This window comes from Streptomyces sp. NPDC059874, assembly GCF_042731135.1.
In the GTDB taxonomy this organism is placed as follows: Bacteria; Actinomycetota; Actinomycetes; order Streptomycetales; family Streptomycetaceae; genus Streptomyces.
This window is the reverse complement of record NZ_JBHWJY010000029.1, coordinates 15,016-29,395: the sequence shown is the minus strand read 5'-3', so window position 1 is coordinate 29,395 and position 14,380 is coordinate 15,016. Positions and strand designations below refer to the sequence as shown.

Here is a 14,380-nt window from a genome sequence, read left to right as displayed (position 1 = left end):
GGGTTCAGCCGGGGCCGCCGTGTGGCGAAGGTCGCACCGTACGAACACGGCCGCCCCCGTCGCTCGTGTCGACGGGGGCGGCCGTTACCGCGTGGCGAGGACTCAGTCGTCGTTCTTGCCCGACGGGGTCGTCTTCGCGATCTGCATCAGGAACTCGGCGTTCGACTTCGTCTGCTTCATCTTGTCGAGCAGGAGCTCGATCGCCTGCTGCGAGTCGAGCGCGTGCAGCACCCGGCGCAGCTTCCAGACGATGGCGAGCTCCTCCGCGTTGAGGAGGATCTCCTCCTTGCGGGTGCCCGACGGGTCGACGTCGACAGCCGGGAAGATGCGCTTGTCGGCGAGCTTCCGGTCGAGCTTGAGCTCCATGTTGCCGGTGCCCTTGAACTCCTCGAAGATCACCTCGTCCATGCGCGAGCCGGTGTCGACCAGCGCGGTGGCCAGGATGGTCAGCGAGCCGCCGTCCTCGATGTTGCGCGCGGCACCGAAGAAGCGCTTCGGCGGGTACAGCGCGGTCGAGTCGACACCACCGGACAGGATGCGGCCGGAGGCGGGCGCCGCGAGGTTGTACGCGCGGCCCAGACGGGTGATGGAGTCCAGCAGGACGACCACGTCGTGACCCAGCTCGACGAGGCGCTTCGCGCGCTCGATGGCCAGCTCGGCGACGGTGGTGTGGTCCTCGGCCGGGCGGTCGAAGGTCGAGGAGATGACCTCGCCCTTGACCGACCGCTGCATGTCGGTGACCTCTTCCGGACGCTCGTCGACCAGGACGACCATCAGGTGGCACTCGGGGTTGTTGGTGGTGATCGCGTTGGCGATCGCCTGCATGATCATGGTCTTGCCGGTCTTCGGCGGGGCCACGATCAGGCCTCGCTGGCCCTTGCCGATCGGCGACACGAGGTCGATGATGCGGGTCGTCAGCACGCCCGGGTCGGTCTCCAGGCGGAGCCGGTCCTGCGGGTAGAGCGGGGTCAGCTTCTGGAACTCCGGTCGGCCGCGCCCGGATTCGGGAGCCATGCCGTTCACCGAGTCCAGTCGCACGAGGGCGTTGAACTTCTCGCGGCGCTCGCCGTCCTTGGGCTGGCGCACGGCACCCGTGGTGTGGTCACCCTTGCGCAGACCGGCCTTGCGGACCTGGGCGAGGGAGACGTACACGTCGTTGGGGCCGGGCAGGTAGCCCGAGGTCCGGATGAACGCGTAGTTGTCGAGGATGTCGAGGATGCCCGCGACGGGGATCAGCACGTCGTCGTCGGCGACCTGCGGCTCGTTCGGAGCGAACTCGTCGCGGCCACGACGGCCACGACGGTCGCGGTAGCGGCCGCGACGGCCACGGCGGCCGCCCTCGTCGTCGAAGTCGTCCTGCGGACCGTTGTCCTGGGGACCCTGGCGGTCCTGACGGCCCTGCTGCTGACGGTCCTGACGGCCGCCCTGCTGCTGGCGGTCCTGACGACCGGCGCCCTGACCGCCCTGCGCGCCCTGGCCCTGACCCTGGCCGCCCTGGCCCTGGTCGTCGGCCTTGGCACCGCGGTCGCGGCGGCCCTGCTGACGCTCCCCGCGCTCGGCGCGGTCCCCGCGGTCACGACGGTCGCGGCGGCCGCGACCCTCGCCCTCCTGGGCGGGTGCGGAGACGGCGGTCGCGGCCTCGGCCTTGACCTCCGCCGGCGCGGCGGCGGTGACGGTCTCGGTCTTCGCCTCGACCTGCACGGCGGCGGGAGCCGAGCCCTCGGGGCTGCCGGACGGGGCGGTGGCCCGACGGCGGCGGCGCTCGCCGACCGGCGCGTCCTCGCTGGCCGGCTGACCCGGGATCTCGATCTGCGCCGGAGCGGCGGCGGGCTTCTCGGCGGGCGCCTCGGCGGCGGCCTCGCCCGTGCGGGCCTTGCTGGTGGCGCGGCGCTTCGGCTTGGCCTCGGCGGTCTCGCCGGCGGCGGAGGCCGCGGCCTTGGGGGCGCCGCCACCCGCCTGCGTCTCCTTGATGACCTCGATCAGCTGGCTCTTGCGCATCCGCGCGGTTCCCCTGATACCGAGGCCGGACGCGACCTGCTGGAGCTCGGCGAGGACCATGCCGTCAAGGCCGGTGCCGGTGCGGCGACGCTTGGGTGCGGCGCCCGCGGCGGGGGCACTGGTGTCGACAGAGGTGTCGGCAGCGCCCATCAGATCGGTGGTGTCGCTCACGAAGGGTCCTTCCCTGGAGCGGACGTCGGCCTGTCTGGCTCGGCGACCGGTTGTGCTGTCCGACAACGGTCCTAGGTGTGGACCGTGCCGGGGCGGTGGTCCGCCGATAGAGATACGGCGGAGAGAAACGTGCGTGCGTGGGTCCGGCGAGAAGCCCCCGAGCTGGAAGCGTGGGAATGTCACGCCGATTCCGGAGCGTGCTCGAAACTGCTGGAAGTGATCAAAGCAGTCGGGGAGGCTCCCGGAAGAAAGGTGGTCCCGGATGGGGACACTGAGCACCGAGCCATGGCGGCTTCCGATGCGCACTTGAGACTAACACTACCGGATCCAACAGATATTCCCCCTCTCGATCACCGGCAATCGCGCTCTTCCGCGCGGGCGGCCTGCCCTGGCCGCCCGCCCCTGGCCGGCTCTGCTCTGCCCTAGCCGCCCTGGGTACCCAGCGGAAGCACGCTCGCACCCGCGGTGTCGAGTGCGAGCCGGTTCGCGGCCCACCCCTCGCCCGCGAGCTGCGCGACCTTGTCGGCCGCGTCGTTGTCGACCAGCGCGAGGACCGTGGGGCCCGCGCCGGAGATGACCGCGGGGATGCCGTCCGCCCGCAGTCGGTTGACGAGTGCCACGCTCTCGGGCATCGCCGGGGACCGGTACTCCTGGTGGAGCCGGTCTTCGGTGGCCGGCAGCAGGAACTCGGGACGCCTGGTCAGGGCCTCCACGAGCAGACCCGCGCGACCTGCGTTGACGGCCGCGTCCACGTGCGGGACGGTGCGCGGCAGCAGGCCGCGCGCGGTCTCCGTGAGGACCGGCTTGGAAGGTACGAAGACCACCGGAACGATGGAATCGGCGGGCTCCATCCGGATCGCCTTGGCACTGCCCCCGTCCATCCACGCAAGGGTGAAGCCGCCGAGCAGGCAGGCGGCGACGTTGTCGGGGTGGCCCTCGATCTCGGTGGCCAGCTCCAGCAGCGCCGCGTCGTCGAGCTTGGTCTCGCCGCCTATGGTCACGGCTCGGGCGGCGACGATGCCGGCGCAGATGGCGGCGGAGGAGGAGCCGAGGCCGCGGCCGTGCGGGATGCGGTTGGCGCAGACGACCTCGAGGCCGCGCGGCTGTCCGCCCAGCAGGTCGAAGGCGGTGCGCATGGAGCGTACGAGCAGGTGGCTCTCGTCCCGCGGGAGGGTGTCGGCGCCCTCACCCGCGATGTCGATGTTCAGGCCGGAGTCGGCCACCCGGACGACTACGTCGTCGTAGAGCCCCAGGGCCAGGCCGAGGGCATCGAAGCCCGGGCCGAGATTGGCACTGCTGGCGGGGACGCGCACCCGTACGGCGGCGGCGCGGAACGCTGGACCGGCCATCGTCCGATGACACTCCTTGTGACTGTGCGAGAACTTCGCTCTTCGCTGGCTCGCTGCGAAATGTACTTGAGAACGTACGACACCCGAAGGCCCTCGGGGCAGCACCACGGTCATATGCGCGGTGGCGGATGTAAGTACAGCCTATCGAAGGAAGGTTCTCTCGCGACATAGGGCGCACAGGAGGCGCACGATGCGTGTCGCGGGGGCCGCGGCCTCCGGCCGCACTTTTATTGCCGTACGGGGTGAGTTGCCCGGTTCCGGAGGGCCTCGGAGGCCCTCCGGAACCGACTTGAACGTCAGACCAGGCCGAGACGGATGGCCGCGGCTTCGGCGTCCACCGGAACGGTGACCGGCTGCGGAGCGCCGGCGACCGCCCAGTCGGGGTCCTTCAGACCGTTGCCGGTGACGGTGCACACGATCTTCTGGCCGGGGTCGACCAGGCCCAGCTCGGCGGCCTTCAGCAGACCGGCCACCGAGGCGGCCGAGGCGGGCTCGACGAAGACGCCCTCCTGGGCGGCCAACAGCCGGTAGGCGGCCAGGATCTGGCGGTCCGTCACCTCGTCGATGAAGCCGCCCGACTCTTCGCGCGCGGCGAGCGCGTAGTCCCACGAGGCCGGGTTGCCGATGCGGATCGCGGTGGCGATGGTGTGCGGCTCCTTGACGATCTCGCCGCGCACGATGGGCGCGGAGCCGGAGGCCTGGAAACCCCACACACGGGGCGTACGGGAGGCCAGGCCATCGGCCTTGTACTCCTTGAAGCCCTTCCAGTACGCGGTGATGTTGCCGGCGTTGCCGACGGGCAGCACGTGGATGTCGGGCGCGTCACCGAGGGCGTCGACGATCTCGAACGCGGCCGTCTTCTGACCCTCGATGCGCACCGGGTTGACCGAATTGACCAGCGCCACCGGGTAGTTGTCGGACAGCGAGCGGGCCAGGTCGAGGCAGTCGTCGAAGTTGCCGTCCACCTGCAGGATCTTGGCGCCGTGCACGAGGGCCTGGCCCATCTTGCCGAGCGCGATCTTGCCGCGGGGCACGAGCACCGCGGAGACCATCCCGGCGCGCACCGCGTACGCGGCGGCGGAGGCCGACGTATTGCCGGTGGAGGCGCAGATGACGGCCTTGGCGCCGTCCTCCTTGGCCTTGCTGATGGCCATGGTCATGCCGCGGTCCTTGAAGGACCCGGTGGGGTTCGCGCCTTCGACCTTGAGGTGCACCTCGCAGCCGGTGCGCTCGGAGAGCACCTGCGCGGGAACGAGAGGAGTGCCACCCTCGCGGAGCGTGACCACGGGAGTGGCGTCCGTCACCGGCAGGCGGTCCCGGTACTCCTCGATGATGCCGCGCCACTGGTGGGTGCGATTGCTGCTCATGGGTCCTTACTCCCCTTCAACACGCATGATGCTGGCGACACCGCGGACGGTGTCCAGCTTCCGCAGCGCCTCGACGGTCCCCGACAGGGCGGCGTCGGGCGCGCGGTGAGTGACGACGACGAGGGAGGCCTCGCCGTCCTTGCCCTGCTGCCGCACGGTGTCGATGGAGACACCGTGCTCGGCGAAGGTGGTCGCGACCTGGGCGAGAACGCCCGGCTTGTCGGCCACATCGAGGCTGATGTGGTACCGCGTCACGACATCGCCCATGGGGCTGACCGGCAGCTGGGTGTACGCCGACTCGCCGGGCCCCGTTGCCTCGGCGAGCTTGTTGCGGCAGACGGCGACCAGGTCGCCGAGGACCGCGGACGCGGTCGGCGAACCGCCCGCGCCGGGCCCGTAGAACATGAGTCGCCCGGCGGCCTCCGCCTCGACGAAGACCGCGTTGTACGCCTCGCGGACGGAGGCGAGCGGGTGGGTGAGCGGGATCATCGCGGGGTGGACGCGCGCGGTGACCGACTCGCCGTCCGCGGCCCGCTCGAGGATCGCGAGGAGCTTGATGGTGCAGCCCATCCGCTTCGCGGAGGCGAAGTCGGCGGCGCTGACCTCGGTCATGCCCTCACGGTAGACGTCGTCGAGGCGGACGCGGGTGTGGAAGGCGATGCCGGCCAGGATCGCGGCCTTGGCGGCGGCGTCGTAGCCCTCGACGTCGGCGGTGGGGTCGGCCTCGGCGTACCCGAGGGCCGTGGCCTCGTCGAGCGCCTCCTGGTAGCCGGCGCCGGTGGAGTCCATCTTGTCGAGGATGAAGTTCGTCGTTCCGTTGACGATGCCCATGACGCGGTTGATCTTGTCGCCCGCGAGGGACTCGCGCATGGGACGGACCAGCGGGATCGCGCCGGCGACGGCGGCCTCGTAGTACAGGTCCAGCCCGTGGGTCTCGGCCGCGGCGTGCAGCGCGGCGCCGTCCTGGGCCAGCAGCGCCTTGTTGGCGGAGACGACGGAGATGCCGTTCTCGAACGCGGTGGTGATCAGCGTCCGGGCGGGCTCGATCCCACCGATGACCTCGATCGCCACGTCGATGTCCCCGCGTTTGAGCAGGGCGGTCGCATCGGTGGTGATCAGCGCCGGGTCGATGCCCTCGCGCACCTTGGACGGCCGACGCACCGCGACGCCGGCGAGTTCGACGGGCGCGCCGATCCTGGCCGTCAGGTCTTCGGCGTGCGTCGTCATGATGCGGGCAACTTCCGAGCCGACCACTCCACAGCCCAGCAGCGCCACCTTCAGCGGACGCGTACGCATCATTCGACCTACGCCTTTCGATCTTCCATCAGTACCCCGCGCGCGGCTTGCGCGCGGGGTGACAACAAGTCTCACGCAATGGACAGCAGTTTCCACCCTCGGTCCAATGAGTGAGACGCCCCATGAGACACCCGGGGGCCATTATTTCTGGGTTCCGAGGGCCTCTCCCAGAAATAACGGAATCAGCCGAGGTCGAGTCGCAGGAGATCTTCCTCCGTCTCGCGCCGGACGATCACCCGGGCCTGACCGTCGCGCACGGCGACGACGGGCGGCCGGAGCGCGTGGTTGTAATTGCTGGCCATCGACCTGCAGTAAGCGCCGGTGGCGGGCACGGCGAGGAGGTCTCCGGGCGCCAGGTCGGCGGGCAGGAAGGCGTCCTTCACGACGATGTCGCCGCTCTCGCAGTGCTTGCCTACGACGCGGACGAGCATGGGCTCGGCGTCCGAGGTGCGGGACACGAGTGCGATGGAGTACTCGGCGTCGTAGAGAGCGGTCCGAATGTTGTCGGACATCCCTCCATCAACACTTACATACGTCCGGAGCCCTTCGAGCGGCTTGATCGTCCCGACCTCGTAGAGAGTGAAGGCAGTCGGCCCGACGATGGCCCGCCCCGGCTCGACGGAGATCCTCGGCGCCTTCAGGCCTGCGCTCTCGCACTCCCGGGCGACGATCTCGGTCAGCGCCTTGGCGATCTCGTGGGGCTCACGGGGGTCGTCGCTCGACGTGTACGCGATCCCCAAGCCACCCCCGAGGTCGATCTCGGGCAGCTCCACTCCATGCTCGTCCCGCACGGCGGCCAGCAGCTGCACGACCCGCTTCGCGGACACCTCGAAGCCGGCCATGTCGAAGATCTGCGAGCCGATGTGGGAGTGGACGCCGAGCAACTCCAGCGAGTCGTGCCCGAGCGCCCGCCGCACGGCCTCGGCAGCACTCCCATCAGCAACGGCAATACCGAACTTCTGATCCTCATGAGCAGTAGCGATGAACTCATGGGTATGCGCCTCCACACCCACCGTCACGCGGATCTGCACGGGCTGCCGTACGCCCATCTCCCGGGCGATGTGCGCGACGCGGGCGATCTCCTGGAAGGAATCGAGCACGATGCGCCCGACCCCTGCCTCGATGGCCCGGCGAATCTCGCCCTCCGACTTGTTGTTCCCGTGAAAGGCGATCTGCGCGCCCGGCATCCCGGCGGCCAGCGCGGTGGCCAGCTCCCCGCCGGAACACACGTCCACGTTCAGCCCTTCCTCCCGCAACCACTTCACGACGGCCTTGGAGAGGAACGCCTTCCCCGCATAGAACACGTCGGCGTCCTTGCCGAAGGCATTCGCCCAGGCACGACACCGCGCCCGGAAGTCGTCCTCGTCGAGGAAGTAGGCAGGGGTCCCGAACTCCTCCGCCAACTTGGTGACTTCGATCCCCCCCACACTCACCACCCCGTCACTGTTACGCGTGACGGTCCGAGCCCAGACCTTCTCGTCCAGCACATTGAGGTCTTCAGCAGGCGGGGAGTAGTGCCCCTCGGGCAGGACATCGGCGTGGCGGGGCCCGGCGGGGTGCGCGGAACGGCTCATCGGTCTCTCATTTCACGGATCACAGGCGTTCGGGTGCGTCGATGCCGAGCAGGGCCAGGCCACCGGCCAGCACCGTCCCGGCGGCTTCGGCAAGAGCCAGCCGGGCACGGTGGGCGGCCGAGGGTTTCTCGTCCCCCTTGGGCAGTACGCGGTGCTGGAAGTCGAGCAGCGCGTCGGCGAGCTCGACGAGGTACCTGGCGAGCCGCTCGGGCGCACGGTGGTGCGCGGCGGCTTCGAGGACAAGGGGATAGTCGGCAAGGGCGCGGAGCAGCGGGGTCGCGTCGACGTCTCCCGGCTCTCCCGGCGCGCTGGTGAACCCCAGCTGGGTGGCATTCCGCCGAAGCGCGCGACTCCGTACGCAGGCGTACCGCACCCGGAAGAACTCGCTGGACTCGTCCTGGACGAGCAGCCGCGGGCCGAAGACCGGGGTCTCGCGGTATGGGACGGCGAGCATGGCCCAGCGGGCGGCGTCCGCTCCGTAACCGGCCAGGACCTCGCCGTCGCGGTGGGCGACGGGGGCGATGTTGACGGGTGGGATGTGGGACAGGCCCTGGCTGAGCTCGATGCGGTGAACGGTCTCGTAGACGGCACGTTCGCGCAGGCCGACCGCACGCCGTGGGTCGACGTCATACCCGTATTGAGCGCCGCGCGCCTGCACCTCACGTACGAGCTCACCGGCGGACAGCGGGGCCAGCACGAAATTCAGAAATCCCGCGCCGGTGATCTCGACGCGCTCGATCCCCCGCACCTCACCCAGCCGGCGGGCGAGCACACGGGCGACGTCACCGGGCCGGTGTCCGGCACCCTTGGCCACCTGGAACGCGACGGCGGTGGCGTACTCCCCTACTCCCCCGGGCCGGGTCCGCTCGACGACGACCCGCTCGGGCAGGCTCACCCCGGCGGGCAGCTCCCCGTCCTCGACGGCGCGGCGTACGGCTCGCACGACGGTACGGGGGAGGTCAGCGGGGTTCACGGGTCCCAGCCTAGGCGAGACGCCCTCTCATCCCGCGAAGGGTTTCGCCATGTGAACAGGGAGGCGGAGGCGATGGGGCCTCATCCCCTCCCCCTCCCGGCGGGAGCCCCTTTCCTCCCGTCACGCCGGTCCTTGCGCTCGATCAGCCGCCGCACGACCCGCACCAGCTCGGTGGGCTCGAAGGGCTTGGCAAGAAACGCGTCCACGCCCGCCGCGATCCCGGCCTCGACCTCCTGCTGCGTACAGGCACTGACGATCGCGACGGGCACATCCCTGGTCCGCGGATCGGCCCGCAACTGCGCGGCGGCCCCGAACCCGTCCAGCCGGGGCATGACCACATCAAGGGTGATCACATCCGGACACACGCTATGCACGACGTCCAGACACTCGGCACCATCGTTCGCGGTCACGACCTCGAAGCCCTCCAGCTCGAGATTGACCTTGATCAGCTGCCGGATGACCTTGTTGTCGTCGACAACAAGCACCCGGCCTGAGACGCCTGGCACAACTCGAGAGTAGGTCGACCCAACCCCCCGCGTCCGGCTTTTCGCCACTTCCCCCTCCTCCGGGCGACGCACCCCCCTCTCCCCCCGTAAACCGGTTCCTGATCACCCCACGGAAGCTGGTAGTGTTCAACCCGTCGCAGCAACACCAGCGACAGCGCCCCCGTAGCTCAGGGGATAGAGCAACGGCCTCCGGAGCCGTGTGCGCAGGTTCGAATCCTGCCGGGGGCACTTCTGATGAAGTGCCCAGAGACCCCGCCACCAGCAGTGATGCTGAGGACGGGGTCTTCGCGTATGTGCAGCCAACTGCCGCCGTACGCAGCCCTATGTCAGGGCCTGTGGACTATTCGTGGACAGGATCTTGGCCCATCGGCCCAGGTCAGAGCACAGACAGGTCGAGCCACCTATCGAAGCGGTCCACGCCGTCAAACCGGTCGACGATCAGCCTGGCCAAGGCATTCGACTCGATGATCGACGGAGCGTCGATGGCAAGGAACTCCGAGCGGTTGAGGCCGATGTGGAATCCGCAGCCCGCTTCGTGAACCAAGGGCGCCAACCACTCGGCGCGCTGCTGGTCGAGTGCGGCGTACACGGTGGGGTTGTCCGACCATCGATGCTCTGCGATATGGCCTCGGCAGCTGGCGACAGGAACACCGCCGATGTACGCGAGCGCGTGCGACAAGGCAGCGACGCCCACCTCCAGGTCTCCCAAGTCGGCGTAGAAGTCGTCCGGCTCCTCCTCGGAGAGGCTGGGGAGCATCTTGAGCAGCTCCTTGCGGACTGAAGGATCCTGGACGCCAGCCACCCATCCTTTGTCGCAGGCCCGCGCAATCTCCTCAAACTCGGATGCGGAGCGCGCCAGCTCGTCGATTGCAGTGACCTGTGCGGATTCGACCGAGACCACGGTTTGGGCTTCTTCTGCAGTAACACCCAAGATCATCCAGACATCGCGGAAGTACCCGATGCCTTCATCGTCCGGGATGTCTTCCTCCGTGGGCATCCAGAATTCAGCGTCTTCGGGGATCTGAGCGGATACCGGGTACTCCGTGCGCGGAATCATGATCCTCCGTGAGGTCGGTGCCGAGACTCACACGCCATGCTGTCGGGATGCCCAGGGATCGACAAGAAGGCCCGTGGAACGACGCGGGCCCAGGTCCTGTTGGCGACCTGGGCAGCCCGCGGAATCCGTGCGGTGCTATCTACTCGTACTCGCGAAGCAGATCCTCGATCCGCCGGTTCGCCACCTCCTGCCGGCCGTCCAGGCACTTCGCGTACCGGCTGAGCAAGACCTCCACACTGTTGCCAGCCCGCTCTGCCACCTCGGTCGGGTCCACGCCCGCGTTGAGCCATGTGGAGAGCGCCGAGTGGCGGAGATCGTACGGCCGGTGGGCGAGCGGTGTGGCCGCGACGGCCGGCGGCAGGGCCAGGATCCGAGCTTCCTGCCACACCCGGTAGTACGTGGAGGAGGACACCACTCCCCCGCCCTCACTGGCGAACAGCCTGCCGTCCGCAGCTGTGCCGAAGGTGTCCAGGTGCTCACGGAGGATGGACACGAACTGGGGCGGGATCGGCACCCGGCGGACGTCTTCCGTGGGCCGGTTCTTCAAGCCGCGATCGTCGTGACTCTGCCCGGAGTCGGTCCACTGCTTCCCGACGCTCGGCCTGGTCCGGTGCAGCAACGCGGTGCCCCAGCCGGAGTCCGGAAGCGTCAGGTCCGGCTCGGCCAGCCCCACGGCTTCGGCCGGCCGAAAGCCCCCGAAGTACATTCCGGCGAAGAGGCCCACCAGACGCCGGCCGCGCGCCCGGCGGTAGCCACCGACGTACGAGACCGCGTGAAGCAGCGAGCGGGCCTGCTCCGGGTTGGCCACGACTCGGGGGTCCACCTCGTTGGAGACCTTGGGCTTCTGCCAGCGGACGGCCACCAGCGGGCTTTCCCGGAACTCTCCGAGGTCCACGGCGTAGAGCAGGGCGTTCACCAGCGTGCGCCGCTTCCGCCGTACGGTCTCGGCAGCCGCCGCAGTCCCGTCCAGCTTGATCTTCAGCGAGTCGAGGACCGCCCGCCCCAAGGCCGGGTCGGAGAGGTCGGACAGCGGCCGGGAGGCCTTGGCGACCCAGTGCAGGACGTTGCCGACGTCCGCCGGCAGGTCCCGGTCATCGGGGCCGGGCAGGACGAACGCCCAGTTCCTCAGGGCCTTCCGCAGCTCGGTGTCCGCAGGGCGGCCAGGGCGCTCGTGCAAGAGCGCCATCGTCACCGAGGCCAGGGACTCATTGATCCCGTCCCGGGTGTTCGGCGCCGCGTGCGGCCACTTCATCGCGAGGTACTTCAGCGCGAAGGCGTACCAAGTCAGCGTCGTCTTCGGCTCGGCCATCGAGCCGGGAAGCCCGGACGCCGTGTCGAACTCCTCCCCATCACGGGCAGCCCGCATGAGCTTGGACCGGTAGTTGTCCGCGAGCCCTTTCGTCCGGAAGGACTCGGAGAAGACCTGCCCGGCCACGGACCAGCGAACGTCGTAGGACGGACGCTTGGTGTCCCGCTTCCGGACACTCCAGATCTTGACGTCCAGCGACTTCACGCGGCGGCCCCTTCCTGCGACCGAAGCCAGGCGTGGAAGTCGGAGCGCCAGACCCTCAGCTCACCGTTCGGCAGCGTGAAGGCCTTGGGTGCCTTGCCGAGCTCGCGCCACCGGTAGAAGGTCCGCCGCGAGATCCCCTTCAGCTCGGCAAGAATCTCCGCACTGGTCATCAGCTCGTCCTTCACGTCGCGTCTCCTTCCTGGGCGCGCAGATCTTGCAGGGCTTCGCGGGCGGTCTGGCGGTTGAGCTGGATGCAGCGGGCGATGGTGGCGGCGAGGACGGACTCCCCCGGGCTGTGACCGTGGCCGGCGTACTGCCAGGAGGCGAGGACGAGCACGGTGTCCGGCTCGACGTCGGCGAGCCCACGCGCCTCGCGCTCCTGGGCGGCGCGGTAGTCGGCGCGGGTCCGGCGAAGCGCGCCGAGGGTGGTCGAGTACTGGCGGGATTTGGTCGAGAAGTGCCCGCGGAAGCCGAGCATGTGGGACCAAGCGGCAAGGCGGCGGTCCGGGTAGAGCGGGTCAAGGTCGAGGCAGGCCGCGATGAGGCGGGCGGCGTGGTCGGGCACGTCCAGGAGCACGAGTGCTTCGCGGTTGCCGATGCGGCGGTCGAGGGTGCCGGTGTTCTCCGCGGCCTTGGTCGCGTACTTGGCCACGTACGAGGCCACGGCCTGTTCGGTGATGTCGGAGCCGTCCCCGAATGCCTTGATAGGCCGTACGTCGAGCTGCGTGCCCCAGCGGAAGGTCCGGGCGGGCTGATCGGCGGCGGCCAGCACCGTGACCGACGTGTACGCATGGGCGACGGCGGCGCGGACGGAGCGGTCGAGTAATCCGGTCGTGGCCCAGGCCGGCGGTGGGGTATCTGGGCCGTTCGGTCCGTCAATGCGGATCACAGCGTGGAAGTGGACGGCGCCGCGCTTCTGGAACTCGGCGACCTTGCCGTAGGAGACCCGGGCCTGCTCCTTGAGTTCGCGTTGGGTCAGCCCGGCACAGGCGGCGATCTCACGACGCAGACGAGTGGCGAAGCGCTGCCAGAGCTGCCCAGCGTGGTTGTTGAAGAGGACGGCGGCGGCGTAGTCGTAGGTGGCGGGGTCGAGGGCGGTGCCGAGTTCGGGCGCGTCCTCCTGGTGGTGCTTGCCGCAGCGGCACGCGCGGCCGGCGGGGCGGTTGTGGACCGGGCCGAAGGACGGGGCGGTGAGGGTGGCGAAGACGCGGGGGTGCTCGCGGACCGTGACGGGGATGTCGCGGCGGTCGTCTCCGGCGAGCCCGGCCCGGATCAGGTGGTAGGTGTCCCCGGAGTAGGTCCAGGCGCAGGCCGGGCAGCGGGAGGCCCGGCGGTTGCCGCAGGCGATCCGGAGTCGGGCCCCGGGCTCGTTCTCGGTGGAGTAGCGGTGCAGGACCTCACCCGAGGTCTTGTCTTTGGCGACGCTCCAGCCAGTGATGTGGATCGGGTCGGAGCAGCCGCCGGTACGGCGGATCTGGTCCTCCCAGCGGGCGTAACCGGGAGCCCCGGCCACTTTCAGCATGTCGCCGAGGAGGCCGGGATCCAGGTCCGCAAGGGTCACGGAGTCGGTCACGCGGTCACCTGCTGGTGAGCGAGGGCGGGGCGGCGCAGGCCGATGCCGTGGCAGGCCGGGCAGTGGGCGGTGATGGTGCGCAGGGCGCCCGTGCGGTCCCGGCCGCCGAGGGAGATCTTCACGGCGGGGAAGCCGTCACAGTTCGGGCAGACCTGAGCCGGGGCGGGGTGGTGCTGGGACATGATGGTGCTTCCTTCCGGATCATCTGGTTCGGGCAGGAGCACGGCGCCGGGACGGCGGAGACTTGGCGGTTGAGGCCGTCCCGGGGCCGGTCAGCGGTGGTGCTGGCCGTTGATCAGCGAGCGCAGGACGACGGCGCAGACGGCGACCGAGGCGCCGGTGATGGCGACGGCCAGGAGCATCGAGACGAGCACCGCTCCGACGACGAGGACCAGGCCCGCACCACCGGCGACGGCGGCGACGAGGCCGGCCGGGGTGAGACGGACCGCAGGCAGCACGCGGGAGGCCGGCTGGCCGGGCACAGGAGTCTGAGAGCAGCCGCAGACCGGGGCCGGGCCAGCGTGGGGTTCGACAGTGGCGGTCGGCTCGACGAGCGGGGTGACGAGGCCAGTCGGGAGCGGGTTGACCGGGACCTTGGGCCGGATCATGTGGTTCTCCTTCCGGGGCGGGCTACTTGTTGATCGCGGTGTCGATGGCCGGGGCGAGGAAGCTGTCCGCGAGGAGGAAGCCGCCGAGGAGGATCACGGCGACGAGCCAGAGCGGCGGGCGGATCAGCTTGTATCCGAGAACGCCGACGACGATGAGGGCGAGCCAGAGCGGGACGTCCACGAGAAGGCTCCTTCCAGGTCAGCTGACGCGGCAGCGGTGGGAGCGGGCGGCGAGCTGGGCGGCGGTCGAGGAGCTGTAGTCGGAAGACCAGCCGCAGCCGTCGTTGACGCAGACGGCGGCGTCCTTCGTGCGTCCGTGCCGGTCGCGGTAGGTGCCGATCTGGACGGGGCCGATCTTCATGAGTGAGCGGAGGTTGATCCGTGCGGGCATCGGG

The 14,380-nt window shown here is 69.8% G+C and carries 15 protein-coding genes and 1 tRNA gene; 1 reads left to right on the top strand and 15 read right to left on the bottom strand.

Annotated features, from left to right (window positions below; genetic code table 11):
* Positions 1–102: 102 nt before the first annotated feature.
* The 7 genes from rho to ACFV9H_RS18600 all read right to left on the bottom strand — a co-directional run bounded on the left by rho (position 103) and on the right by ACFV9H_RS18600 (position 9,282).
* Complete coding sequence (gene rho / locus ACFV9H_RS18630; protein WP_385399209.1) at positions 103–2,169, bottom strand: transcription termination factor Rho; 2,067 nt, start codon at positions 2,167–2,169, stop codon at positions 103–105.
* A gap of 422 nt (positions 2,170–2,591) precedes the next feature.
* The gene (thrB, locus tag ACFV9H_RS18625) at positions 2,592–3,518 is read right to left on the bottom strand and encodes a homoserine kinase (protein WP_385399207.1); all 927 of its coding nucleotides are present in this window, start codon (positions 3,516–3,518) and stop codon (positions 2,592–2,594) included.
* Between the two features lie 296 nt (positions 3,519–3,814).
* Positions 3,815–4,885: a threonine synthase gene (thrC, locus tag ACFV9H_RS18620; RefSeq protein WP_385399204.1), complete on the bottom strand. Its 1,071-nt coding sequence runs from the start codon at positions 4,883–4,885 to the stop codon at positions 3,815–3,817.
* 6 nt (positions 4,886–4,891) lie between these two features.
* On the bottom strand, positions 4,892–6,181 hold the full coding sequence (locus ACFV9H_RS18615; RefSeq protein WP_385399312.1) for a homoserine dehydrogenase: 1,290 nt from the start codon (positions 6,179–6,181) through the stop codon (positions 4,892–4,894).
* A 182-nt stretch (positions 6,182–6,363) separates the two neighbouring features.
* Positions 6,364–7,755 (bottom strand): diaminopimelate decarboxylase, encoded by a 1,392-nt coding sequence (gene lysA / locus ACFV9H_RS18610; RefSeq protein WP_385399201.1) that lies wholly within the window; start codon positions 7,753–7,755, stop codon positions 6,364–6,366.
* A gap of 19 nt (positions 7,756–7,774) precedes the next feature.
* Positions 7,775–8,728: an ArgS-related anticodon-binding protein NrtL gene (gene nrtL, locus ACFV9H_RS18605; protein WP_385399199.1), complete on the bottom strand. Its 954-nt coding sequence runs from the start codon at positions 8,726–8,728 to the stop codon at positions 7,775–7,777.
* Between the two features lie 80 nt (positions 8,729–8,808).
* Positions 8,809–9,282, bottom strand: coding sequence for a response regulator (locus tag ACFV9H_RS18600; RefSeq protein WP_385399197.1), 474 nt, complete (start codon positions 9,280–9,282; stop codon positions 8,809–8,811).
* Between the two features lie 108 nt (positions 9,283–9,390).
* Here ACFV9H_RS18600 and ACFV9H_RS18595 point away from each other — a divergent pair.
* Positions 9,391–9,462 (top strand) — tRNA-Arg (locus ACFV9H_RS18595).
* 148 nt (positions 9,463–9,610) lie between these two features.
* On the opposite strand, the gene ACFV9H_RS18590 is transcribed toward ACFV9H_RS18595, so the two are convergent.
* The 8 genes from ACFV9H_RS18590 to ACFV9H_RS18555 all read right to left on the bottom strand — a co-directional run bounded on the left by ACFV9H_RS18590 (position 9,611) and on the right by ACFV9H_RS18555 (position 14,376).
* Positions 9,611–10,291 carry a hypothetical protein gene (locus tag ACFV9H_RS18590; protein WP_385399195.1) on the bottom strand — a complete coding sequence of 227 codons (681 nt, stop codon included), beginning with the start codon at positions 10,289–10,291 and terminating at the stop codon, positions 9,611–9,613.
* A 139-nt stretch (positions 10,292–10,430) separates the two neighbouring features.
* Positions 10,431–11,804, bottom strand: a complete 1,374-nt coding sequence (locus ACFV9H_RS18585; RefSeq protein WP_385399193.1) for a tyrosine-type recombinase/integrase — start codon at positions 11,802–11,804, stop codon at positions 10,431–10,433.
* Positions 11,801–11,974, bottom strand: a complete 174-nt coding sequence (locus ACFV9H_RS18580; RefSeq protein WP_385399309.1) for a helix-turn-helix transcriptional regulator — start codon at positions 11,972–11,974, stop codon at positions 11,801–11,803. The genes ACFV9H_RS18585 and ACFV9H_RS18580 overlap by 4 nt, the downstream gene beginning before the upstream one ends.
* A gap of 11 nt (positions 11,975–11,985) precedes the next feature.
* A complete protein-coding gene (gene repSA, locus ACFV9H_RS18575) occupies positions 11,986–13,377 on the bottom strand; it encodes a replication initiator protein RepSA (RefSeq protein ID WP_385399190.1) in 1,392 nt (463 codons plus the stop codon).
* Entirely contained in the window at positions 13,374–13,559 is a 186-nt protein-coding gene (locus ACFV9H_RS18570) for a hypothetical protein (protein ID WP_385399188.1), read from the bottom strand. The genes repSA and ACFV9H_RS18570 overlap by 4 nt, the downstream gene beginning before the upstream one ends.
* A 90-nt stretch (positions 13,560–13,649) precedes the next feature.
* Positions 13,650–13,985, bottom strand: a complete 336-nt coding sequence (locus ACFV9H_RS18565) for a SpdD-like protein (protein ID WP_385399186.1) — start codon at positions 13,983–13,985, stop codon at positions 13,650–13,652.
* Between the two features lie 22 nt (positions 13,986–14,007).
* Positions 14,008–14,166 (bottom strand): hypothetical protein, encoded by a 159-nt coding sequence (locus ACFV9H_RS18560; RefSeq protein ID WP_107048169.1) that lies wholly within the window; start codon positions 14,164–14,166, stop codon positions 14,008–14,010.
* 18 nt (positions 14,167–14,184) lie between these two features.
* Entirely contained in the window at positions 14,185–14,376 is a 192-nt protein-coding gene (locus ACFV9H_RS18555; RefSeq protein ID WP_385399183.1) for a mobile element transfer protein, read from the bottom strand.
* Positions 14,377–14,380: the final 4 nt, after the last annotated feature.

Coding starts and splice junctions, on each gene's coding strand:
- ACFV9H_RS18565 (WP_385399186.1), bottom strand. CDS start 13,985: ATGATCCGGCCCAAGGTCCCGGTCAACCCGCTCCCGACTGGCCTCGTC.
- ACFV9H_RS18590 (WP_385399195.1), bottom strand. CDS start 10,291: ATGATTCCGCGCACGGAGTACCCGGTATCCGCTCAGATCCCCGAAGAC.
- ACFV9H_RS18555 (WP_385399183.1), bottom strand. CDS start 14,376: ATGCCCGCACGGATCAACCTCCGCTCACTCATGAAGATCGGCCCCGTC.
- lysA (WP_385399201.1), bottom strand. CDS start 7,755: ATGAGCCGTTCCGCGCACCCCGCCGGGCCCCGCCACGCCGATGTCCTG.
- thrB (WP_385399207.1), bottom strand. CDS start 3,518: ATGGCCGGTCCAGCGTTCCGCGCCGCCGCCGTACGGGTGCGCGTCCCC.
- ACFV9H_RS18570 (WP_385399188.1), bottom strand. CDS start 13,559: ATGTCCCAGCACCACCCCGCCCCGGCTCAGGTCTGCCCGAACTGTGAC.
- thrC (WP_385399204.1), bottom strand. CDS start 4,885: ATGAGCAGCAATCGCACCCACCAGTGGCGCGGCATCATCGAGGAGTAC.
- ACFV9H_RS18615 (WP_385399312.1), bottom strand. CDS start 6,181: ATGCGTACGCGTCCGCTGAAGGTGGCGCTGCTGGGCTGTGGAGTGGTC.
- ACFV9H_RS18580 (WP_385399309.1), bottom strand. CDS start 11,974: ATGACCAGTGCGGAGATTCTTGCCGAGCTGAAGGGGATCTCGCGGCGG.